The organism is Kitasatospora sp. NPDC096077 (assembly GCF_040303245.1).
Classification (GTDB): Bacteria; Actinomycetota; Actinomycetes; order Streptomycetales; family Streptomycetaceae; genus Kitasatospora.
Window position 1 is genome coordinate 1 of the sequence record NZ_JBEOSV010000085.1, and the last position, 21,247, is coordinate 21,247.

Here is a 21,247-nt window from a genome sequence, read left to right on the forward strand (position 1 = left end):
GTTCACCGGCACCGAGGACGCCTCGCTGCAGACCAGCTTCGTGATCGACGACACCTCCATCCAGACCGGCTGACACCCGGTCGGTAGGCAGGGCCCGGCGGCTGAGTCCGTCGGGCCCTGACGCTTGCTCAGATTTAGCTCAACTGCCGTGCGGCACAAGGGCTGATGGTTAGGCTGCCGACTGAGGCACACGGGCTGGGGGCGAAGACGAGTGACTGACCTGGATTTCGAGCGACGGGTGAATCCGTGGCTCTTCGACAAGTCGGGGAAGCTGACAGCGGACGCGAAGAAGCAGTTCCCGGACCTGGCCGCCGCCGAGTCCGGTGCGGCGGCCCCGGGATGGGAGCCGCCGCCGGTCACCACGGCGGGCCCGGGCGTACCGACGGTGAAGGTGAGCCCGGACGCGCTGCGCAAGGCGGGGACCAACGCGGGCGCCCTGCACACGGACTTCGACAAGGCCACCAAGGACGTGTGGAAGGACCTCGGCAGCAGCCTCCAGGGCATGTCCAAGGACTGGGCGATCGTGGGGGCGGTCCAGGCCGCGCACGAGCTGTGGCAGGCGCAGGCGCAGGCGACCAGCCAGGCGATCGCGGACATCTCCACCGGTCTGACCAGCAACGCCGACCAGTACGCGCGCGCCGACCAGGTGAACGCCCAGAATTTGAAGTCGAACCGAGGTCGGTGACATGAGTACCTACTCCGACCTGCGCCAGGAGACGTTCAAAGGCATCGACACCCTGGCCTCGGCCTTCGAGTCGCTGACGCGGAACTGGAAGCTCTCCTCCGAGTTCACCGGCGACATCCTCACGCCGCTTCAGGGATCGAACTGGCGGGGCGACGCAGCCGAACGGGCCGCCGCCACCATCACCAAGACCCGCAACGAGCTCGACGCGGCCTTCGAGGAGGCCGGCGCGATCGGCAAGGCCCTGCGCGACGCCCATACCGAACTCGCCGCCGCCCGAGCCGATCTGGACGCGGCGCTGAAGCGGGCCGCCGACCACTCCCTGACCGTGGACGCGGACGGCGTCAACATCAGCTGGCCCGCGCCGACGAGCGACGCCGACAAGCACGACCCGACCTACGCCACCACCTACAAGGCCCTGGCCCAGTCGGTGGGCCAGGACATAGGGAAGGCTGTGGCCCGCGCGAAGGCGGCCGACACCGCGGCCGCCGCGGCGCTCGGCGGCGCCACCGGGAAGAGCAAGACCGCGTTCCAGCCGTCGAGGGGCCCGGAGGAACAGGGTGAGAAGGCGGCGGACCTCCTCAAGCTGGCCGGGAACCTCTCCGACGCCCAACTCGACGAGCTCAACAAGACCTTGAAGGCCAACGCCAACAACCCGCAGTTCACCACCGCCTTCTACGGGCGGCTCGGGCCGGACGGCTTCCTCAAGTATTACGGCCAGTTGGCCGCCGCCTCGGCAGACAAGGGCAATCGCTCGACCGCCATCGCCGATCTCCAGAAGAACCTCGGCACGGCACTGGCCACCGCCACCGACAGCCACAATTTCCCGCACCTGTCCGACGAGTGGGAAGCCGGCCTGCGCAAGGCCGGAGCCACCCGGGTGGACATCCTTCCGGGCGGCAACCGGGCCGGCGGCAGTGTCCAGCCGTACGGCTATCTGATCCTGGCGAACATCCTGCGGACCGGAAAGTACGACCCGCACTTCCTTAACCCGGTCGCCGAACACGTCACCCAGCTCAGCGAGATGCCCGGCTTCTTCACCACGACGCCCTGGCTCAGCTCCGACCTGGACCGGATGAAGCTGCTGCAAGGTTCCAAGGACGGCGGTTTCAACCCGATGTCGGGTGTGTTGGACGCGCTCGGGCACAATCCTGAGGCCGCGACCAAGTTCTTCAGCGACGACAAGACGGAGTACAACCTGGACGGGTCGGTCAAGGCCTACAACCAGAAGAACGACTACCTCACGGCGCTGACAGCGGGGGGTGACCGCTCACCGCTCCAGGACATCCTGCCGGGGAACGGCTACATCCCCAGCGGCCACCCGGAGTCGCCCGGTGTCCTCGCCCTCGGTCACGCGCTGGAGGCGGCCACCACCGGACGCGCCTTCGACGCGGACCCGGACGCGCCGCTGCCGCAGCACACCCCGGAGATGGCGAAGGTGATGCACGATGTGGTCGACCGCTTCGGGAACGGCGACGGTCCCAAGCTGCTCCACAAGGGGGCTGACTTCGCGGGCCTGGCGCCCGGCCTCGGTGATATGACCGCTGCCTACATGGGTGACGTGCAGTCGGCGATGGATCCGTCTGACAAGACTCTGCCGTGCTACGGCACCCCGGCGAAGCTGGACCACGACAACACCGCGAAGCTGCTGGGGGCACTGGGCCGCAATCCCGAGGCCTACGGTGCCATCGCTCAGGCCCAGCAGGCCTACACGACGGCGCACATCCGGGACGTCATCCTGCACCGGGACATCCACGGGGCCGAGTTCGATACGGCGGTGTTCAACGCGGCGCACCCCGGGGGTCAGGTGACCGGGATCCTCACCTCGGCCCGGACTGATGCGTTGGTGCACGAGATGAAGGACAACGCGGCTGATTACAACAGGTCCATCGACGAAAACGTCAAGTGGGGGCGGAAGGTGTGGGACATGACCGGTGGCAAGCTGCTGGCACCGATTCCCGGTGCCGTTCCCGTGGTGAACTACGTCATCGACCACACGACGTCGAGCTACTACATCAAGGACGTGAACACCGCGGACGCTGCCACAGCGACGTATAGCTCCGGGATCAGTGCGGCTCAGAACTCCGTCAAGGCTGCGGTGGAACAGGCCGCGCAGGGGACCGGGCTTAACCCGCAGCAGATCGAGGATCTGTCCACGGGGGCTGCGCACGCGGTGGGGGCCGGTCAAAGCGAGAGCACGGCACTCTTCACCGAGGCTGTCAATGGCTGAGGGCGGGCGGCTCCGGCGTTGGCGGCGGCTGGGCATTGTGGCGCTCGCGATCGGGGTGCTGGCGGGGGCTTGGCCGGCCTGGCAGGAGTGGCGGCCCGAATCCTTCGCCGCGGTGCCCGCGTCCTCGTGCTACGGAACGCTGGACGAGAAGACCCTGCGCGCGTTCATGGTGGACAACGAGGACGTCACGACGACGCAGGGCTCGCTGCGGAAGACCCACCAGGACGACCTCGCCCAGATCGGCAGCTGTGGTGGTAAGCAGGGTGAACACACGCTGGTTAGCGCGGTTGTGAAGCAGGACAAGGGCTATCCCGAGCCTCCGCCGACGGACCTGCCCGCGCGGAAGCAAATGCCCTCGCTACTCTTGAAGTCCGTCTTCTTCGACCACGACGAGGACCGCGGCGGGTACTTCACCAGCGAAGGCACCAGGGTCTACTTCCGCTGCTGGACCCAGCCCCATGAAGCCGACCACTTCTCTTCCCCGTACTTCGTGGACGTCGTCGTCTTCGGTCGGGCTGCCGGTTATGGCGGCGACCAAGGACGGTTGACCCTTCACCAGCGCCAGCTGTTGGCCAACTCGGCTTTGAAGCTGGCCAAGGTGGTTGCCACGGAGCTGCGTTGCGATGCCGGTATCCAGCTTCCGGCTGAGCCGCCAGCGGACTCCTACGATCCCGCGACGACCAACTGGATGGGGCCGGTGGAATGAGCGGATGTCGTGTCTCAGGTGATCTGCTGGACCACTGAGCGAGTTTGGGTCGCCCTATGCTGATCGGATGACCACCCCCATAGACCTGGTGATATTCGACTGCGACGGCGTCCTCGTGGACAGCGAGATCATCGCCGTCCGCGTCCTCGTCCAACTGGGGGCGGAGTTCGGCTGGCCGCTGACCGAGGCCGAGGTGGTCGAGCGGTTCGTCGGGCGGTCGGAGGCGGCCAATCACGCGATGGTGGCCGAGCGGCTCGGTGAGGAGGCCGCGACGCTCTTCGACAAGCGCTTCCGCGCGTTGCACGCCGAGGCCGTGGATGCCGGGCTGACGCCGGTGGACGGGGTGGTGGAGGCGCTGGACGCGTTGGCGGCGCTCACGCTGCCGACCTGTGTGGCGTCCAGCGGCGGGCACGAGAAGATGCGGCACACGCTGGGCCGGACCGGGCTGTACGGGCGGTTCGAGGGGCGGATCTTCAGCGCGACCGAGGTCGGGCGCGGCAAGCCCGCGCCCGACCTGTTCCTGCACGCCGCGCGCCGCATGGGCGTCGAGCCGGCCCGCTGTCTCGTGGTGGAGGACAGCGGGCCGGGTGTGCTGGCCGCCCGGGCCGCCGGGATGCGGGCGCTCGGTTACGCGGGCGGGGTGACGGCGGCGGAGCGGCTGGCGGGGCCGGGCACGGTCGTCTTCGACGACATGCGGCGGCTGCCCGGCCTGATCGCCGCGAGTGCCGGCTACCAGGGGTAGCGGCCGCCCTCGGAGTCGAAGAACTGGCCGGTGGGCACGGTGAGGGCCTCGGCGAGCTGGCGGGCGATCCGGCGGCCGCCCTCCTCGGCGTCGGCGGGGCCGGAGTGGTGGTTGAGGTCGGTGGCGCAGTGGCCGGGTTCGAGCGAGTGCACCTTGATGCCGTCGGCGCGCAGGGTGCGGGCGTAGACCAGGGTGACGGCGTTGAGCGCGGCCTTGGAGGTGTTGTAGCCGAGCAGGGCCGCATACTCGCCGGCCGGGGTGTCCGGGTCGGCGAGCACAGACGAGCTGCCGAGGCCGCTGGAGACGTTGCCGATCAGTCCGGCGGGGGACTTGCGCAGCAGCGGCAGCAGGGCGTTGATGACGGTGACGGCGCCGAACACGTTGGTCTCGTAGGTCGCGCGCAGGTCGTCCAGCGGCAGGGTCTCGGGGGTGCGGTCGAGGTCCCGGGTGATGCCCGCGTTGTTGACCAGGGTGTCCAGCCGGCCGTACTCGGCGGCGACCAGGTCGGCCGCGGCGGCGACGGTGGCCGGGTCGGTGACGTCCAGGCGGACGTAGCGGGCGTCCAGGCCCTGGGCGGTCAGTCCGGCGGCGGCCTCGGTGCCGCGCCGGGGGTCGCGGGCGCCGATCAGCACGGTGTGTCCGGTGCGGGCGAGTTCGCGGGCGGTGGCGAGGCCGATGCCCTTGTTGGCGCCGGTGATCAGGGCGATGCGGTGGTCTTCGTTGGTCATGGGGGCAACTGTGCTCGGGCGGCGCCGGGTGCGGGAGGGCACTGTCGAGGGTGGTACCGGCGATGCCATGGTCACGCCGCGGCGGCCGGGCGAGACTTGGGGGGTGGAACACGTGGACCGGGCGGAGCTGGCCGCCTTCCTGCGGCGCTGGCGCGCCCGCATCCAGCCCGCCGACGTCGGCCTGCCGGCCGGCGGGCGGCGCCGCACCCCGGGCCTGCGCCGCCAGGAGGTGGCGCAGCTGGCGGGCATGTCGGTGGAGTACTACATCCGGCTCGAACAGGGCCGGGGGCCGCGCCCGTCCCGGCAGATGATCGGCGCGATCGGCCGGGCGCTGCGGCTGTCCGAGGACGAGACCGCGCACCTGCACCACCTGGTGGGCGAGCCGCCGTTGCCGCCGAGCGCGCTGCCGCGTGATGTGCGGCCCGGCGTGCTGCACCTGCTCGACCGGCTGGACGACACCCCGGCGATGGTCTGCAGCGCCGCCCGCGACATCCTCGCCTGGAACGCGATGGCGGCCGCGCTGCTCGGCGACTTCTCCGCGCTGCCGCCCGGCGAGCGCAACTTCGTCTGGCGGTTCTTCACCGACCCGGCCGCCCGCGCCCTGCACGACCCCGCCGACCACGACCTGTTCGCCCGCGGGGCGGTCGCCGATCTGCGGTCGGCCGCCGCCCGCTACCCCGCCGACAGCGGCGTGCGCCGGCTGGTCGACCGGCTGCTCGCCACCAGCGCGGAGTTCCGGGAACTGTGGGCGCGGCAGGACGTGGAGATGCGGCGCTCGACCACCAAGCGCCTGGTGCATCCGGTGGTCGGCCCGCTGGAGCTGGACTGCGAGGCGCTGCACGATCCGCACCGGGACCAGTGGACGGTCTTCTACACGGCCGCGCCCGGCACGCCCTCGCACTCGGCGCTGAAGCTGCTCAGGGTGGTGGGGAGCCAGGACCTCGCGGTGCGGGGGTGAGCCGTCCGACGCCCTGGTAATTCGTTTGCCGGGTCCGGTGCGGGCTGGCAGGGTCGGGCGTCATGGCCGGGAAGATGCACGTGGACGAACTGGACATCGACGAGGCGCTGGTGCGGCGGATGGTCGCCGGGCAGTTCCCGCAGTGGGCCGACCTGCCGGTCGAGGCGGTGGACTCGGCCGGGACCAGCAATGCGATGTACCGGCTGGGCGCCGACCTGGTGGTCCGGATCCCGCGCATCCCCGGGGCGGTCGAGGACATCGAGAAGGAGGAGGCCTGGCTGCACCGGCTGGCCCCCGAACTCCCCTTCGCCGTACCGGTTCCGGTGGGGCTGGGGAAGCCGGTCGACGGGTGCCCGTGGCCGTGGTCGGTGCTGCGGTGGCTGGAGGGCGTCAACCCGGTGGTCGGGTCGGTGCGCCAACCCGCCGTGCTGGCCGCCGACTTGGCGGAGTTCGTGACCGCGATGCACCGGGTGGACCCGGCCGGCGGCCCGGCCTCCTACCGCAGCGATTCGCTGGCGTCGCGGGACCCGGCGGTCCGGCGGGCGCTCTCCGGGCTGGCGGGTGAGGTGGATGTTGCGGCCGTAACGTCCCTGTGGGACACGGCACTTGGTGCTGCCGACCACCCCGGCCCGCCGGTCTGGATCCACGCCGACCTCCAGCCCGGCAACCTGCTGGTGGACGCCGACGGGCGGCTCAGCGCCGTCATCGACTTCGGCTGCATGGGCCTCGGCGACCCGGCCGTGGACCTGCTCCCCGCCTGGTACGTGCTGCCCGCCCCCGTGCGCGCGGCCTTCCGTACGGCCGTCGCCGCCGACGACGCGGCCTGGGACCGGGGGCGCGGCTGGGCGCTGTCCGTCGCGCTGATGGAGCTGGACTACTACCGGGACAGCAACCCCCGGATGGTGCGCACCGCCCGGCACGTGGTCGGCGAGCTGCTCGCCGACCACGCCGGGCACGCCTGACCCGTACGGCTCCTACGGGGACACGGCCTGGGCCACGCCGAACTGCCGCTTGGTCATGCCCAGACGCTCGTAGGCGGCGATCGCAGCCCGGTTGTCCTCGTGCACCATCAGGGCGGCGCGCCCGTGCCGGCGTATCAGGGTGTCGAGGACGAAGCCGCAGACGGCCTGCGCCAGCCCGCGTCCGCGGGTGTCCGGGTGCACGCACACACCGGCCAGGAATCCGCAGTCCGCGGCCGACCACGCGTCGGCCGCCACGGCCAGGGGCTCGGGCGGGGCGCCGTCCCCGAGGGGGCCGACGATCCCGGCCCAGCGGTGCGGGCCGTCGTCGTCCGGTTGCGCGTACGAGTCGGGGAAGAAGCGGTCGAACAGCGAGGTCGCCTCCTTCACCTGCACCTCGTCCAGCCACCGCACCCCGGGGGAGGGGGAGCCGGGGGGCAGGGCCGAGGTCTCCATCCAGTAGAACTCGGCGACCGGGGCGAGGACAGGGCTCGCGCCGGTCACGGCCTCGATCAGCGGGGCCGGGCCGACGGGGCGGTACGTCGGCCCGAGGTCCGCCAGGACGTGCCGCACCAGGTGGGTGACGTCGGCCGGAGCGCCGTCGACCGCCAGCCGGTCCCGCTGGGAGAGGTCGGGGCTCGCCACCGCCAGGGCCGTACCGTGCCGCCAGGCCCGCACCCCGGGGCCGAGCCGGCCGTCGTGCCGACCCTGGGCGGCCCAGAGGAGGTGGGCGCCTCCGGCTGCGGCTTCCCGGACGTCTTCGAGGCGTACAAGTTCTTCCATGCGCCTCTACCTATCAACCAATGTGATCATGCGCAGTGATCCAGCCCTCACCCGAGGTCTGTGGGAAGCCGCCACTCCCACGGGAACAGGTCCCCCGCCCACTCGGGGCCGGTGGCGGCCGCGGGGGCGCGCAGGAAGGTGCGGTGGCGGAGCAGTTCGCGGCGCTCGGCGGGGGTGAGCAGGCGCTCCTCGGGGGCCAGGTTGGCGGGGTGGTCCGGGTGGAGGTCGGGGCGGCCGTCGATCGGGGTGTCCCCGGCGAGGTTGAGCAGGTCGCCGTCGGGCGTGCGGTAGTCGAGGCGGAAGCCGGTGCGCCACTGGGAGTTGCCGCCCCAGCCCTGGGAGAGGTCGCGGGTGGGGCGGTGGGCGCGACGGTGGGTCCAGTAGAGCGGCCAGCGGTCGGCGACCCCGCGCTGCGCGTGCGCGGCGCCCGCCCGGACCCGGACGCCGGCGCGGGTGAACAGCAGCTCGCCGAGCATCAGACCGGGCCAGCGAATGTCGAGGATCTCGATGGGGGCGTGGGGGTCGTCGGCCTGCTCGACCTCGGTGATCTCGTGCAGGAAGGGGTCGAAGGGGGTGCTGTTGAACGGCGTCATGCCGAGGGTCGTGAACAACCCAAGGTACGGCGGGATTTGGGGATCGAGGAGAAGGTAGTCGCTGACGCGACTGAGGGCGTAGAGCTCCTCCAAGAGGTCCTGGTCGGCCCAGTGCGGAGTGGCGGCGGTGTGGAGGCGTGCGCGGTAGTCGGAGGTGGAGGGCTGGGCGAGCCAGGGGTCGATGACGGCTTCGTAGGGGCCGTCGGTGTCGAGGAGCGCCTCGTACAGCGCGCGAGCGTTCACCTGGTGATCCTGGCAGGTTTTGCCAAACGGTCGACCAACGCGACGGCCGGCCCGGGTAGCGTCCCTGGTCATGAGCTTGGTGGACGTGAAGAAGGAAGCTGCCCAACTGCCTGACGCCTGGCGTTCGGTGGTGCTGGGGAGGGTCGGGACGGCGGCGGTGAAGGTGCTGCGGATGGACGGCCGGGAGTTGGAGGAGGAGGCGCACGGGACGGCCGAGGTGCTGTTCGTCGCTGAGGGTGTCCTGGAACTGGAGCTGGACGAAGAAGAGTTGACGGTGGCGGCCGGAGAGCTGTGCCGGATCCCGGCTGGTGTGCGGCACGCAGTGCGGGCGGGTAGCCGGGGAACGCTGCTGATCGTGGAGGTCCCCGAGGGGGAGTGAACGGTGTCGGCGCCTCGCCCGGGATCGGGCGAGGCGCCGTGAGGGAAAGTTCAGAGGAGTTCGAAGTCGAACTCTCCCGCGGCGACGGCGCGGATGAAGGCTGTGTGTGCCGCGCGATCGAAGGCCAAGGCGGGGCCGGAAGGGTTTTTGCTGTCGCGGATCGCGACCGCCTCGCGAAGGAGTGCGAGCTCGACGCAGTTGCCGGAATCGTTGCTGCGTGATGACTTGCGCCAAATGAGGTTCAAGGCAGAGGCGTTGGGGTGGAACGTCATGTGAGCTTGTCTCTCCGGTCGGTGATGATGGCGAGCGAGTCGTCGAAACCGAGTGCGTCGGCCCTGATTGCGTCGAACTTCGCTCCGTAGATTTCTACGTCGGCGACCTCTTCGACCCAGAGGTTGCTCAACGTGCCGTCCACCATGACGACATCGAGGTCCTGGCGCTGGGGGAAGCCGAGAATGGTGAAGGCTCCACCCATTCCGTGGTGGGCCGGCGCGCCGACCGGCATGACCTGGATGTTGATGTTCGGCTGGGCGGCGCGGTCGATCAGGCGGGACAACTGTTCGGCCATGACGGCAGGGCCGCCGACGCCGGACCGGATGGCTGCCTCATGGATGACCGCCCAGAGCGTGAGCGGTTCGGACCGCGTGAGTGCCCCTTGCCTTGCCATGCGAACGTCGACCAAGGCTTCGACGTTGACGTCAGGCCTCATGCTGAGCTTCTTGATGATCTCGCGGGCGTATGCGGGAGTCTGGAACAGACCTGGGATGAAGGCGCCTTCGTAGGTGCGCACGGATGAGGCGCTGGCCTCAAGAGTGATCAGATCGCCGAGTTCGGGGCTGATGTGTGCGCCATAGCTTTGCCACCACATGCCGCGCTGAGAGCCGTTCTTGGCCATGTCTACCAGCGCCGAGATCAGATCGGTGTCCTCGCACTTGTAGAGCGCGAGGAGTCGCTTGACGTCGTCCACCTTGGTGGCGCCACGGCCGTTCTCGATGCGGGACAGCTTCGGTTGGCTCATACCGCTCAGTGCTTCGGCGATCTCCTCGTGTGAGAGGCCGGCTTCCTCTCTCCTGCGGCGTAGCTCAGCCCCGAGTTGCCGCCGTCGAACCGTCGGACCTGTTGTTCCGGCCATCCCCGCCCTCTCTGAGCCTTGCGGACCAGTCTGCCTTCCCAGCGGTCACGTTGGCCACCGGCAACTGCCACTGTAGGCGGCCGGGTTGGCGTTCGATTTGGATATATCCAAGATTCTGAGACGAGTTGCCAAAGATGGGTCGCTGGCTCCATGCTGACTGTGACGAGCCGCACACAGACGGCAATTGCCAGGTGTCTCGCTGTGCCCTCACATCACGATCTCGCTCCGAGCCATCTCTCCTGATTGATCATCAATCGCTCGGATGCCTCTATCGACCCCCGTGGAGGTTCCTTCGTGTTCTCCCTCGAACTCCCCCCTGACTGGTCGGCCCCGCGCGAGGAGTTGCGCGAGGCCACCTCGCGCGCCGGGTGGAAGCCCGACCTGGTCGCCGACGCCGAGGTCGCGCTCCTCGAACTCTTCGTCAATGCCTGGCGTCACGGCGGTTGTGCGGCGCCCCTGGTGGTCGTCCTGATCATCGGAGACGTCCTCCGCGTCTCCGTCAGTGACCAGAACCCGCTGTTCCCCACCCCGCGCGGCGACTCCGACCCCTACGCCCTCTCCGGCCGGGGCCTGCACCTCGTCCGCTCGCTCACCCACCGGTTCGGCACGGAGCCCCGCAAGGCGGGCAAATCCGTTTGGTTCGAGCTGGACGCCGCCGCGTGAGCGCCGGCCAGCGCCCTCGCGGCCCGATCGAGCCCGGCGACCCGCTGATGCGCACCTACACCGAGCTCGAAATCACCTACCTGCTCGCCGAACTCGCCGAGCGTGGCCGCAACTTCGGCCTCCTCTGGCCCTCGGCCACCACCGACAGCGTCGTGGACGGCCGCGTCCTCGTCCGCTTCGGCAACGCCCCGGCGAGCACCGTGATCAACCTCCTCGCCCTCCTCCGCTCCCACGACAAGACCGAGGACGACACCCCGTGCGACTCCTGATCGGCCTCGCCCTGCTCACCCTCCTGCTCCTCGCCATCGCCGTCGTCGCCCTCGGCGCGCTCGCCGTCCTGCGGATGCCCCACCGCCCGGACGACACCACCGTGACCGCCCCCACCCGCGACCGCGAACCGGTGGCCTGACCCTTTGCCCCTCCCACGCCGCCCGGTCGGACCCGCCGGGCGGCTACTGGTCGGTCTCGTCGACCTCCCTTACAGCTGCGGGCAGTTGGGTACGGCCGGGGCGCTGGAGGGTCGCCGCGATGGTCCGGGCCACCTCGGCGCGCTGGCGGGGAGTGCAGCCGGCCATCAGGCGTTCCAGGCGACGGAGCACGAGGACGTCACGCCACGCCCGGATCGCCCCGCTCACCACGCCGCACAGCAGGGCGCCGGCCAGGGCAAGGGTGGGGGTCATCGGACGGCCTCCGGGGCCGGGTATTTCACGAAGACCCTTACCTGGCCCGCGAGTTCACGGGACCGCCAGAGCGGTAGGCCGGTCAGCCTCTGGATACGCCTGGCCAGGCGAGTGACATTGTCCGAGGTAGACATGCGACTCCAATCCCCCCCACGGAGCCGTCCGGCGGCGGCTGGAGAGACAGGTCGACTGTCTGTCGTGTGTACGGAAGAAGAGCGACAACACCTGCGGGCGACTCTCCAGAGCCCTTCGCCCCACCCCGGCCGCCGGTGACCGAGTGCGTGGGCCCGTTGCCACATCAACGCAACCAGCTTACACAGAGCAGTGGTTGGCCCGGCAGGAATCCTCAGTGGCCGCAGTTCTCCTCGCCCCAGGTGTCGAACCAGCGCAGCCAGATGGGCGTCTCCTTGCCGACCGGCCGCCGTCGGCGGTCGGCCTCCCGCTGTTCCGGGGTGATCAACGGCTCCTCGTGGCGCAGCCAGTCGAGGTACCAGTCGGTGAAGCCCGCCGGCCGGCCCTCGTCCGTCAGCAGCGGGTTGAGGCGGTCGCAGGTCGGTCGTCCGTCGAACCACATCTCGCCGCGGTGCGGGCCGGTGACGACGAGCAGCGCGGAGAAGTTGTGGCCGTGGCCCTTGAGGAAGACGGCACCGGTGACCCGGTCACGCTCGGCGGCCTCGGCGGCGTCGGACCAGGCGGCGCGGGCGTCGAGCCAGTCCTCGGTGGTGTCGTGGTCCTCCTCGCGCGGGGCGTTGTCCCAGTGTTCGTCGGCCGCCGCCCATGCGGTGTCGTGATCGGGGAACGGCGTGCCCAGGCGGGTCAGGTCGGTGTCCCCGTCATCCGCCCAGTGCCAGCCGCTCGGACCCGGCCGCAGTTCCCGGGGGAAGTGCCCGCCCGCGCTGACCTTGAGCAGGAAGTCGCGGTAGTCGGCCGGGAAGGTGACGCCGAACTGCCGTTCCGCCTCGTCGACCTGGGCTTCGGTGAGCGGGGCCGCGAGTATGGTCGCGGCCGGGTCGTCGTCGTGCGCCGCCCGCTGCTCGTGCAGCGCGAGCAGGCGTTGCCGTACCTGGTCCCAGTTCGTGGTTCGCACGGTCGGTCACGATAACCCCCGGCGCCGACCGTCCTCTCCCTATAGTGGGCGACATGTCCGATCCGCGCCCCCGCCCCACCTCGGCCTTCCACGCGCCCAACGCCGATCCCGCGCTGACCGATCGCCTGGTCGCCGCGCTGGACGCCCAGGCCGCGAACCCCGGGGTGCGGCGGCTACGGGCGTGGGCGCACGCGCAGTTGGCCGCGCGTCCTGGTGAGCGGGCGTTGGACGTCGGGTCCGGCACCGGTTCGGAGACCCGGGTGCTCGCGGCGGCGGTCGGCCCGGCCGGTACCGCGACCGGCCTGGAACCCCACCCCGGCCTGCGCGCCGTCGCCGAGCGGCGAACGGCTGAGGCGGGCGGCACGGCCCGGTTCGTGGACGGTGACGCGCTCGCCCTGCCGCTGCCCGACGGCGGGACGGACCTGGTCTGGTGCGAGCGGGTGCTCCAGCACCTGGCCGAACCGGCGCGGGCCGTCGGCGAGTTGGCCCGGGTACTGAGTCCGGGCGGCCGGGTCGCGCTGCTCGACACCGACTGGGCGACCCTCGTGCTGCACCCGGTCGCCCCGGAGGTGCGGCCCGCGCTGGCCGCCGTCGCCCAGGCCACCGCCGCCACCCCGGACGCGGGGCGCCGTCTGACGGGCTGGCTGTCGGCGGCCGGCCTGACCGTCGACCACGTGGGCGCCGACGTGCTGCTGCAGGATCCGCGCACCGTCATCTGGCCGATCGTCCGCGGGCTGACCACGGCGGCGCGGGGGCGCGGCCTGATCACGGAGGAGCAGGGCGACCGGCTCCACGCCGACCTCACGGCCGCCGCCGAACAGGGTGCCTTCCACCTGTCGGTGACGATGTTCGCCGCCGTCGCCCACCGGCCGGGCTGAGCGGGCCGCGCCGCCGCCCCGCCGGGTCCGCTGGGCCGGGCTGTCAGATGGGTTCGCCTGCACAGGAAATCGGCCCCGCCGACATCCTTCGTACCCCTGCACTGTCAGAGCCCGTCACCATACTGATCCCGAAAACAGCTGGTGCACGAAGCTGTCGGGGCTCTAACGTTGCGCCCCGTCACTTTGGTCCATACCTGGAGCTCCTACACCCATGCCTTCGCCCGCCGTGTACCGGTCGCCGAGAACGACCGCCACCGTCGCCACCGTCCTGCTCGTCGTGTGCGGCGCAGTGACCCTGTTCCGGCTCGTCGCCGACGTCCTCCTGTACGGGGCGGCCGGTGACCTGCCGGCCTCCGTCCCCTTCGGCGACGAGACGGCCTTCGGTGCTCCGTTCGCGCTGTCCCTGCTCGCGTTCCTGCTGTACTACCTGGCCCTGGCGGGCTCGGCGGCCGCCTTCATCACCTGGTTCTACCGGGTGCGGGTGAACGCCGAGGTGCTGAACCCCCACGGTCACCGGCGTGGGCGCGGCTGGGCGATCGGCGCCTGGTTCACCCCGGTGGTCTGCTTCTGGTTCCCCCGGCAGATCGCCCAGGACGTCTGGCAGGCCGGCGCCCGGCCGGACGCCCTCGGGGTGCGCGAGCCGCTCTCGGAGACGGTGCTCAACCTCTGGTGGGCGACGTTCTGGCTGGCCAACATCCTCAGCCGGGCCGGTACCCAGATCACCGACGGGGCGCGCTTCCCGGACGACTACCAGCAGGGCGTCGTCTGGATGATCGGCTCCGACCTGGCCGAACTGGCCGCCGCCGTCTTCGCCGTGCTGGTGGTCCGGAAGGTGACGGCCATGCAGGAGGAGCGCAGCGCCGAGAACATCGCCCGGATCTACGGGAGCGCCGTCCCGGTCGCCGGGAGCTGAACCCGCCGCCGGTGCGCGGGAATTGCGCGGGAAGTCGGCCGGTCCGACTTCCCGCGCAGCGGTGTCACCGCAGCCCGTCCGCCCAGTCCGCCAGCAGCGTGAAGTCGTCCGCCGTCAGCCCGGTCCTCGGGTCGACGTGGTGGAGCAGCGCCGGGCCGTCGTGGCGGGCCCGGACCCAGGCGCGGTCCGCGTCCGTGATGTGGTCGTCGACCCAGGCGAACGGGCGGCCCTGTGCCCAGGCGACGATCTCCGGTGTCTTCCAGAACACCCCGCCCGCCGTCTCGGGCCGCGGCTCGGACCAGGCGATGAACGGCAGCTCGGGCAGTCCCAGCAGCGGCCCGATGAAGGAGTTGGCCTCCTCCTCCCAGGTCGTCGCCCACACCAGGTCGAACGGCAGCGCGGCGAGTGCCGGCCCGTGCCCGGGGTCGAGCCAGACCCGCAACGGCTTGGGCGCCTTGTGCGGCAGCCCCCACGCCGCCAGCCGCCGCCGCTCCGCGGCCCGCCAGCGCGGCGTCATCAACCGGTGCGTCCCGTAGCCCTCGGGCCGCCGGTACGGCTTCGCCGCCTCGGGGTTCAACGGCCCGTCCACGTCCAGCAACAGCATCGGCCGCACCCGCACCCGCCCCCCTCGATCGTCCCCGCACGTTACCGGCCCGCCCACCGGGGGCCCAACGCCTTTTCCCATTGTCCCAGGGGCGGCGGAGTGGGCGGGAGCTACCGGGTGGGACCCTCCCGGGGGACCCGGTGCTGCCACTCGCGGGTGAACACCACCGATCCCGCCTCCAGCGCCCTCAGCTGCACCACGCTGAGGAAGTGGTCGGCGTCGCAGCGGAGTTGGGTGCGGGTCTGGACGGTGATGTCCCAGCCGATGTCGGGGCGTTCCAGGCGCACGGTGTGGTCGGTGCGGGCCTGGGCGCTGAGTGGGGCGCCGGTGAGGACGCGGTAGGCGGTGACGGTGTGCTCGTCGCGGACCAGGCCGTCGGGGTGGGTGCGGGTGCCGTCGGTGGCGGGGGAGAGTTCGGTGCGCCATTCGTGGCGGCCGATGTCGTGCACGGTGACGTGTTCGGGCCGGGCGGCGAGCGGTTCGGTGAGGTGGATGTCGAGCGGGTCGGGCAGCGCGGGGGTGGCGAGGGTGACGGGGGTGGCGCCGACGTCGGCGGCGAGGTGGCGGACGGGCAGGCTGAGGGTGGAGCGGGACGGGTCGAGGGCGTAGCCGGTGTCGTCGGCGCTCGGCCACACCCAGGGCCAGTAGACGGAGGAGAGCGCGAGCCGCAGCCGGTGCCCGGCCGGGACGGTGGCGGCGCAGGCGGCGAGCTCGACCTCGGCCTCGACCGGCTCGACGTCGGCACCGGCGGTGGCCAGGACGCCCCGGGTGAGCAGGGCGGAGGTGCCGTCCGGGCCGACGGCGCACAGCCGGGCGACCACCTGGACGGGCGTGTCGGTGGGCCGCAGCCGCAGCCGGGCGGTGGGGGCGCCGAGCAGTTCGACCGGTTCGGGCAGTGGCTGGGAGTCGAAGCAGACCGAGCGCCCGTCCTCCTCGCGCTGGTCGGGCGGCTGGTCGGCGGGGCGGCCGTGCGGGACGTACGCGCCGGCGTTGAGGCCGGTGTGCTGGGGGGAGCGGACCGGGACGTAGCGCTCGTGGGCGGCGGTGCCGGCGGTGCGCAGCTGGCCGTCCAGGTCGTAGTGGATCTCCCGGACGTCGGGGGAGGGCCAGGCGTCCTCGCCGGTCCAGCGGGTGCTGATCCAGCTGCGCAGGGCGGGTTCCTTGGCGGCGCCGGTGTCGACGCCGCGCAGCCAGTGGTCCCACCAGCGCAGGGTCTCGGGCAGGGCGGCCTCGGGCAGGCCGTGCGGCCAGGGGCCGAGCAGGGCGCGGGCGGTGGGGGACTCGGCGAGCAGGCGGAGCACGAAGGAGCAGGACGGGTCGCCCCAGCCGGCCACCGCGAGCACGGGGACGGACACCGGCACGGTGGTGTCCCCGGCGGCGAGCCAGGCGTCGACCGGAGGGTCCAGGGATTCGAGCCGGGCGAGCCAGCCGGGCCGCCAGGCGTCGCCGAGGTGGCGCGGGTCGGGTGGCAGGGCGGCGTCGGCGATCAGGGCGGTGAGCCGGGTGTGGAGGTCGGCGGCGAGGACGGCGCCGCCGAGCCGGTGGCCGCCTTCGGGGCAGGCGGCGACGGTCGCGCCGACGGTTCCCGGCGTCCGGGCGGCGAGCCGTAGCGCAGTGGTGGCGGCGGTGCCGGTGCCGAGCAGGCCGAGGCGGCCGTTGCACCAGGGGCGGTGGGCGAGCCAGTCGACGACGGCGGCGCCGTCGTCGAGTTCCCGGGCGCCGCCGGGTTCGCCGGGCAGGCCGCCGGAGTTGCCGTGGCCGCGGGTGTCGACGCGGACGGCGGCGTAGCCGTGGCCGGCGTACCAGGGGTGGCGGCGGGCGTCGGCGGCGGCGGTGCGGTCGCCGAGGCGGTCGGCCGAGTACTCCAGCAGGGCGGGGACGGGCTCGTCGCCGACCGGGCGCCACAGCCGGGCGGCGAGTTCGGTGCCGTCGGGCAGCGGGATGCGCAGGTCCTCGCGGGTGGTGTGGAAGGGGTACGACGGCATGGCCGCTCCCATCGGGTCCCGGGCCGGGGCTGTGATCGCCGCGCGACGGGCGTCGGCATTTCGACCCTAGGGGAGGAACCGGTCGATTTCCTGATGAAGGGGACGGTCCGGTGACACGCCCCCGGTCCGGCCCGCCCCGTCCGGTATTTGCACATGACTTGCACCTGCGACCCCGAGGGGGAAAGATGGCCCAGCTCAGCGGGCCGCCCGGGCCCGAATCACCCGGAAGGACCGCAGGATGTCCAGCCCAGCCACAGGTGCCCCGGCAGGTGCGCCGCCCGTCAGATGGCGCGACCGGCTCACCCGCGAGGAGTGGATCCGGCTGGCCGGGATGGGCGGCTTCATCCTCGCGCTGCACGTCATCGGCTGGTTCACCCTGCTCGCCCTGGTCGCGCCCGAGCACTACGACGTCGGCGGCCAGGTCTTCGGCGCGGGCATGGGCCTGACCGCCTACACCCTCGGCATGCGGCACGCCTTCGACGCCGACCACATCGCGGCGATCGACAACACCACCCGCAAGCTGATGGGCCAGGGCAAGCGCCCGCTGTCGGTCGGCTTCTGGTTCTCGCTGGGGCACTCCTCGATCGTCTTCGGTCTCTGCGCGCTGCTGGCCTTCGGCATCCGCACGCTCGCCGACCAGGTCCAGGCGGACGACTCGACCCTGCACAAGATGACCGGCCTGATCGGCACCACCGTCTCCGGCACCTTCCTGCTGCTGCTCGGCCTGATCAACCTGGGCGCCTTCAACGGGATCCTCAAGGTGTTCCGCCGGATGCGCCAGGGCGAGTACGACGAGGCCGAGCTGGAGCGCCAGTTGGAGCGGCGCGGGCTGATGAACCGGATCCTCGGCAAGGTCACCCGGGCGGTGACCAAGCCCTGGCACATGTACCCGGTGGGCCTGCTGTTCGGCCTGGGCTTCGACACCGCGACCGAGGTGTCGCTGCTGGTGCTGGCCGGCGGCGCGGCGGCGTTCTCGCTGCCCTGGTACGCGCTGCTGACGCTGCCGATCCTGTTCGCGGCCGGGATGAGCCTGCTGGACACCATCGACGGCTCGTTCATGAACTTCGCCTACGAGTGGGCGTTCTCCCGGCCGGTCCGGAAGATCTACTACAACCTGACGGTCACCGGGCTGTCGGTGCTGGTCGCGCTGGTCATCGGCCTGGTCGAGCTGATCGGCCTGCTCGGCGAGAAGCTGGACATCACCAGCGGGCCGATCGCCTGGATCGGCGCCCTGGACCTCAACTTCGTCGGCTACGCGATCGTCGGACTGTTCGTGCTGACCTGGGTCGGGGCGATCGCGTTCTGGAAGTTCGGCAAGGTCGAGGAGAAGTGGTCGGCGGGGCTGGCGGCCGGCGTCGGCGCCGAGTCGGAGTAGCCGGAGGCCGGGCCTAAGAGCTGAAGAACCGAGGGGCCGGTGACCGGGGTCCGGTCACCGGCCCCTCGGGGTTCTCCGGGGCGGCACCGCTCAGCGCAGCGCGGCGAGCACCGCGTCCGCCATCACCTTCTCGCCGGTGGCGTTCGGGTGGAACGGCACGGCCGGCGAGCCGGGCAGTGCGCCCTCGATCCAGCGGTCGTCCGAGCAGACGTCGTGCCCGCGGGTGGGCGTCGCGGTGTCCACGTACGTGGCGCCGTTGGCGGCGGCGGTGGACTTGAGGGCGGCGTTCAGCTCGTTCAGCACGCCGTGCATGTACTCGACGTCGCCCGGGGTCACCGGCTGGCGCAGCACGCAGGTCGAGCCGTCGGCGGGCAGCACGGACGGGTAACCGACCAGCAGCACCCGGGCCTTGGGCGCCTTGGCGTGGATCTGCCGCAGGGTGGTGGCGATCTGCGGGGCGATGCTGCTGTGGATCCGCTCGGCCAGGTCGTCGTTGCCGTACTGCCAGGACCAGGTCTTCCAGTCCCAGTAGCCGTGGTGGTAGACGTCCTTGCAGGGCGTGCCGAGCGGGTTGACGACGGCGCCGGCGATGCAGGTGGCGACCAGTTCGCCGAGGCCGAGGTCGCTGGCGGCGAGGTCGTTGCCGCCGATCCCGAGGGTGACCAGGTCGGTGTCGGCGGTCACCGAGTCCAGTTGCGGGTCGTTGACCCGGATGAAGGCGTCGTACTGCGGCTGGGTCATCGCCTTGACCTTGGCGGCCGAGCAGGTGACGTCGGTGTAGTGGCCGGCTCCGAGCGAGGCGGCCACCAGGTGGCCGTAGTTGTGGTCGGAGCGCAGGCACAGGCCGCCGGACTGGCCGGGCACGCCCGCGCCGGCGGCGTAGGAGTCGCCGAGGGCCACGTAGTGCCGGGGGGCGGGGGTGGCGGCCTGGGCGGTGGTGGAGGTGAGCGCGAGGGCGGCGCCGACGGCGACGGCGGCCAGGACACTGGAATTGCGGAGTCGCCGGGAATTCCGGGCAGGGCGGAGCACGGGTTCCTCCTGGGGGGAGAGAAACGACGGGTGGGGGTCGTGCCGAGCCGGGCCACAGCTACTACTCGCAGGTAAGTTACTGCCAGGTTTCGGCGGCGTCCATGGTTTCGGCCGGAATTCCGGAAATCCCGTCAGCTGGCACCGGGTGACATTTCGAATTCCGCTCCACCGCGTTTCGGAAACAGCGGAGGTCGGAAATGACGGCGATCGCAAATGGCGGCGAACGGATTCCCGTTACGGGGCGGTGCGGCGCCGGGCGGCGGCGAAGGAGGCCAGGACGACGACGGCGAGCACCCCGATCACGGTGATCAGCGCGCCGAGCACCATCAGGACCGCCGCGCCGATCAACTTGCCGGGCAGGGCGGGGGAGTCGTCGCCGGAGTCCCAGACCACCCGGTTCCCGGTCAGCGCGGCGAGGTCGACCGTCCCCTGCCGGTCGTCGTCGAGGTGCTGCCGGGAGTCGGCGGCGGTGTCCCGCCGGTCGCCCATCAGGAAGGCCCGCCCGGGCGGGACGGTGACCTCGAAGTCGCGGGTGCAGGTGCCGGCCTGTCGGGCGCTCGGCTCGTCCAGCGGCGCCCCGTCCAGGCTGAGCTGTCCGCCGGCGCAGGCGATGCGCTGGCCGCCGAGGGCCATCACCCGGAACACCGGGGCGGTGTGGAGGCCCCAGGGCGAGTCGACGATGTAGACCTCGCCGCGCCGGACGTCCCCGGCCGCGACCCGGTCGGCCAGCATCCGGTCGCCGGGCCGGAGGCCGGGGCCCATCGCGGTGCCGTCCATCCGGTGGAGGGAGTAGCCGCCGGTGAGGACCACCGAGAGTCCGAGTGCCCCGCACAGGATGCCGGTCACCGCCACGGCCAGTGCGAACCACAGGCCCCGGATCCTCCGCCTCGGCATCCGTGCGCCCCCTCTTTCCTCTTTCCGTGCCACGTCGTCGGCCGGATCCTAGTTCAGCGGGCCCGGGCGGTCGCCGAGGGCCCCGGGCGTGACAGGTACAGTTCCGGTGCAGAGCGTGCCGCGGGCCGGGGCCGCCGACCAGGAGGGGGACCAGCGGGGATGAGCCGTCGAGACTCGGGCCGCAGCAGTGACCGCAGCGGTGACCGTGGCTGCGACCGCGACGGCAAGCAGGGCGCCGGCGCCCCGGTGACCGTCACCGTCTGCCGCGACTGCTGCTGCGGCAGCCGGACCAAGCACCCGGAGGTGGACCACGCGGGGCAGTTCGAGCGGCTGCGGACGGCGGTCGGTTCGGCGGGCCGGGTCCGGGCGTCGAAGTGCCTGGACGTGTGCTCCCAGTCCAACGTGGTGGTGGTCGGCCCGTCCAGTGCGGGGCGGGCGGCGGGCGCGCGGCCGGTCTGGCTCGGCTTCGTGCTGATGGACGAGATGATCGACGACATAGCCGCCTGGGTGGCGGCGGGCGGGCCCGGTGTCGCCGAGCCGCCGGGGCTGCTGGACCTCCAGCTGATCTCGGTCTCCCGCCGGGTCCGCGAGGGCCTGCCCGAGTGATTCAACTCGCCTGGCGGAACGCCGTGTTCGCGTCCGGGGACGGCCACCGGGTCGGCCCACTACCATGACCGGTGGCATCGAGCGGTTCCGCGCAAGGGGAGGAAGACGATGACGACGGTCTGCCGTATCTGCGCGGGCACCGGCCGGACCGCCGGCCTCAACTGCCGTACCTGCCAGGGCACCGGTACCACCGAGGTGGGCGGGGGCGGCGGCAACTGCTTCCTGTGCGACGGCACCGGGGTGTACGTCCGCTACCGGGTGGACGCGACCGGCGCCAAGCAGGCGTACCGGGACGAGATCTGCCGCACCTGCGACGGCACCGGCAGCCGGTCCGCGAACCTCTGGGACGAATCCTCCTCCTGACCGGGCCCGATCATGGGCATGACCTTTACCTCGCC

26 protein-coding genes are annotated in these 21,247 nt (G+C 71.7%); 15 read left to right on the top strand and 11 right to left on the bottom strand.

Annotation, left to right across the window (positions count from 1 at the left end):
- Window positions 1-211: 211 nt before the first annotated feature.
- The 4 genes from ABTZ03_RS39190 (at window position 212) to ABTZ03_RS39205 (ending at window position 4,360) form a co-directional block, all read left to right on the top strand.
- Window positions 212-685 carry a WXG100 family type VII secretion target gene (locus ABTZ03_RS39190; protein ID WP_350517999.1) on the top strand — a complete coding sequence of 158 codons (474 nt, stop codon included), beginning with the start codon at window positions 212-214 and terminating at the stop codon, window positions 683-685.
- Between the two features lies 1 nt (window position 686).
- Window positions 687-2,912 (top strand): DUF6571 family protein, encoded by a 2,226-nt coding sequence (locus ABTZ03_RS39195; protein ID WP_350518000.1) that lies wholly within the window; start codon window positions 687-689, stop codon window positions 2,910-2,912.
- Between the two features lie 37 nt (window positions 2,913-2,949).
- Window positions 2,950-3,618: a hypothetical protein gene (locus ABTZ03_RS39200; RefSeq protein ID WP_350518001.1), complete on the top strand. Its 669-nt coding sequence runs from the start codon at window positions 2,950-2,952 to the stop codon at window positions 3,616-3,618.
- Window positions 3,619-3,685: 67 nt separating this feature from the next.
- Window positions 3,686-4,360 (top strand): HAD family hydrolase, encoded by a 675-nt coding sequence (locus tag ABTZ03_RS39205; RefSeq protein WP_350518002.1) that lies wholly within the window; start codon window positions 3,686-3,688, stop codon window positions 4,358-4,360.
- Here the strand turns inward: ABTZ03_RS39205 and ABTZ03_RS39210 are convergent.
- A complete protein-coding gene (locus tag ABTZ03_RS39210) occupies window positions 4,348-5,088 on the bottom strand; it encodes an SDR family NAD(P)-dependent oxidoreductase (RefSeq protein WP_350518003.1) in 741 nt (246 codons plus the stop codon). The genes ABTZ03_RS39205 and ABTZ03_RS39210 overlap by 13 nt on opposite strands.
- A 103-nt stretch (window positions 5,089-5,191) precedes the next feature.
- Here ABTZ03_RS39210 and ABTZ03_RS39215 point away from each other — a divergent pair, with 103 nt between their 5' ends.
- Both ABTZ03_RS39215 and ABTZ03_RS39220 read left to right on the top strand, forming a co-directional pair.
- The gene (locus tag ABTZ03_RS39215) at window positions 5,192-6,046 is read left to right on the top strand and encodes a helix-turn-helix transcriptional regulator (protein WP_502894743.1); all 855 of its coding nucleotides are present in this window, start codon (window positions 5,192-5,194) and stop codon (window positions 6,044-6,046) included.
- 62 nt (window positions 6,047-6,108) lie between these two features.
- Window positions 6,109-7,008: an aminoglycoside phosphotransferase family protein gene (locus ABTZ03_RS39220; protein WP_350518004.1), complete on the top strand. Its 900-nt coding sequence runs from the start codon at window positions 6,109-6,111 to the stop codon at window positions 7,006-7,008.
- 12 nt (window positions 7,009-7,020) lie between these two features.
- Here the strand turns inward: ABTZ03_RS39220 and ABTZ03_RS39225 are convergent, their stop codons facing one another.
- Together ABTZ03_RS39225 and ABTZ03_RS39230 are read right to left on the bottom strand one after the other, a co-directional pair.
- The gene (locus ABTZ03_RS39225) at window positions 7,021-7,788 is read right to left on the bottom strand and encodes a GNAT family N-acetyltransferase (protein ID WP_350518005.1); all 768 of its coding nucleotides are present in this window, start codon (window positions 7,786-7,788) and stop codon (window positions 7,021-7,023) included.
- 47 nt (window positions 7,789-7,835) lie between these two features.
- A complete protein-coding gene (locus tag ABTZ03_RS39230) occupies window positions 7,836-8,624 on the bottom strand; it encodes a hypothetical protein (protein ID WP_350518006.1) in 789 nt (262 codons plus the stop codon).
- A 70-nt stretch (window positions 8,625-8,694) separates the two neighbouring features.
- Between ABTZ03_RS39230 and ABTZ03_RS39235 the strand changes: the two genes are divergently transcribed.
- Window positions 8,695-9,003, top strand: coding sequence for a cupin domain-containing protein (locus tag ABTZ03_RS39235; RefSeq protein ID WP_350518007.1), 309 nt, complete (start codon window positions 8,695-8,697; stop codon window positions 9,001-9,003).
- Between the two features lie 50 nt (window positions 9,004-9,053).
- Here ABTZ03_RS39235 and ABTZ03_RS39240 read toward each other — a convergent pair whose 3' ends face one another.
- Entirely contained in the window at window positions 9,054-9,275 is a 222-nt protein-coding gene (locus tag ABTZ03_RS39240) for a DUF397 domain-containing protein (protein ID WP_350518008.1), read from the bottom strand.
- Window positions 9,272-10,135 (bottom strand): helix-turn-helix domain-containing protein, encoded by an 864-nt coding sequence (locus tag ABTZ03_RS39245; RefSeq protein WP_350518009.1) that lies wholly within the window; start codon window positions 10,133-10,135, stop codon window positions 9,272-9,274. Before ABTZ03_RS39245 ends, ABTZ03_RS39240 begins: the two co-directional genes overlap by 4 nt.
- 294 nt (window positions 10,136-10,429) lie before the next feature.
- Between ABTZ03_RS39245 and ABTZ03_RS39250 the strand changes: the two genes are divergently transcribed.
- The 3 genes from ABTZ03_RS39250 to ABTZ03_RS39260 are packed head-to-tail and all read left to right on the top strand — an operon-like array spanning window position 10,430 to window position 11,207.
- Entirely contained in the window at window positions 10,430-10,798 is a 369-nt protein-coding gene (locus tag ABTZ03_RS39250; protein ID WP_350518010.1) for an ATP-binding protein, read from the top strand.
- Entirely contained in the window at window positions 10,795-11,067 is a 273-nt protein-coding gene (locus ABTZ03_RS39255; protein WP_350518011.1) for a hypothetical protein, read from the top strand. The genes ABTZ03_RS39250 and ABTZ03_RS39255 overlap by 4 nt, the downstream gene beginning before the upstream one ends.
- Complete coding sequence (locus ABTZ03_RS39260; protein ID WP_350518012.1) at window positions 11,055-11,207, top strand: hypothetical protein; 153 nt, start codon at window positions 11,055-11,057, stop codon at window positions 11,205-11,207. The genes ABTZ03_RS39255 and ABTZ03_RS39260 overlap by 13 nt, the downstream gene beginning before the upstream one ends.
- Before the next feature lie 43 nt (window positions 11,208-11,250).
- Here the strand turns inward: ABTZ03_RS39260 and ABTZ03_RS39265 are convergent, their stop codons facing one another.
- On the bottom strand, window positions 11,251-11,478 hold the full coding sequence (locus ABTZ03_RS39265) for a hypothetical protein (RefSeq protein ID WP_350518013.1): 228 nt from the start codon (window positions 11,476-11,478) through the stop codon (window positions 11,251-11,253).
- A 346-nt stretch (window positions 11,479-11,824) separates the two neighbouring features.
- A complete protein-coding gene (locus ABTZ03_RS39270; protein ID WP_350518014.1) occupies window positions 11,825-12,565 on the bottom strand; it encodes an SMI1/KNR4 family protein in 741 nt (246 codons plus the stop codon).
- A 53-nt stretch (window positions 12,566-12,618) separates the two neighbouring features.
- Here ABTZ03_RS39270 and ABTZ03_RS39275 point away from each other — a divergent pair, with 53 nt between their 5' ends.
- Window positions 12,619-13,443: a methyltransferase domain-containing protein gene (locus ABTZ03_RS39275; protein ID WP_350518015.1), complete on the top strand. Its 825-nt coding sequence runs from the start codon at window positions 12,619-12,621 to the stop codon at window positions 13,441-13,443.
- Window positions 13,444-13,654: 211 nt separating this feature from the next.
- Entirely contained in the window at window positions 13,655-14,356 is a 702-nt protein-coding gene (locus ABTZ03_RS39280; protein WP_350518016.1) for a DUF4328 domain-containing protein, read from the top strand.
- A gap of 64 nt (window positions 14,357-14,420) precedes the next feature.
- On the opposite strand, the gene ABTZ03_RS39285 is transcribed toward ABTZ03_RS39280, so the two are convergent.
- Together ABTZ03_RS39285 and ABTZ03_RS39290 are read right to left on the bottom strand one after the other, a co-directional pair.
- On the bottom strand, window positions 14,421-14,960 hold the full coding sequence (locus ABTZ03_RS39285; protein WP_350518017.1) for an HAD domain-containing protein: 540 nt from the start codon (window positions 14,958-14,960) through the stop codon (window positions 14,421-14,423).
- A gap of 110 nt (window positions 14,961-15,070) precedes the next feature.
- Window positions 15,071-16,945: a CocE/NonD family hydrolase gene (locus ABTZ03_RS39290; protein ID WP_350518018.1), complete on the bottom strand. Its 1,875-nt coding sequence runs from the start codon at window positions 16,943-16,945 to the stop codon at window positions 15,071-15,073.
- A 238-nt stretch (window positions 16,946-17,183) separates the two neighbouring features.
- Here ABTZ03_RS39290 and nicT point away from each other — a divergent pair, with 238 nt between their 5' ends.
- Window positions 17,184-18,320 carry a Nickel transporter NicT gene (nicT, locus tag ABTZ03_RS39295; protein WP_350518019.1) on the top strand — a complete coding sequence of 379 codons (1,137 nt, stop codon included), beginning with the start codon at window positions 17,184-17,186 and terminating at the stop codon, window positions 18,318-18,320.
- Window positions 18,321-18,410: 90 nt separating this feature from the next.
- Here nicT and ABTZ03_RS39300 read toward each other — a convergent pair whose 3' ends face one another.
- Together ABTZ03_RS39300 and lepB are read right to left on the bottom strand one after the other, a co-directional pair.
- Complete coding sequence (locus ABTZ03_RS39300; RefSeq protein ID WP_350518020.1) at window positions 18,411-19,349, bottom strand: SGNH/GDSL hydrolase family protein; 939 nt, start codon at window positions 19,347-19,349, stop codon at window positions 18,411-18,413.
- A 234-nt stretch (window positions 19,350-19,583) separates the two neighbouring features.
- On the bottom strand, window positions 19,584-20,243 hold the full coding sequence (gene lepB, locus ABTZ03_RS39305; protein WP_350518021.1) for a signal peptidase I: 660 nt from the start codon (window positions 20,241-20,243) through the stop codon (window positions 19,584-19,586).
- A gap of 159 nt (window positions 20,244-20,402) precedes the next feature.
- On the opposite strand from lepB, the gene ABTZ03_RS39310 reads away from it, so the two are divergent.
- Both ABTZ03_RS39310 and ABTZ03_RS39315 read left to right on the top strand, forming a co-directional pair.
- Entirely contained in the window at window positions 20,403-20,849 is a 447-nt protein-coding gene (locus tag ABTZ03_RS39310) for a (2Fe-2S) ferredoxin domain-containing protein (protein ID WP_350518022.1), read from the top strand.
- 108 nt (window positions 20,850-20,957) lie between these two features.
- Window positions 20,958-21,212, top strand: a complete 255-nt coding sequence (locus ABTZ03_RS39315; RefSeq protein ID WP_350518023.1) for a hypothetical protein — start codon at window positions 20,958-20,960, stop codon at window positions 21,210-21,212.
- Window positions 21,213-21,247: the final 35 nt, after the last annotated feature.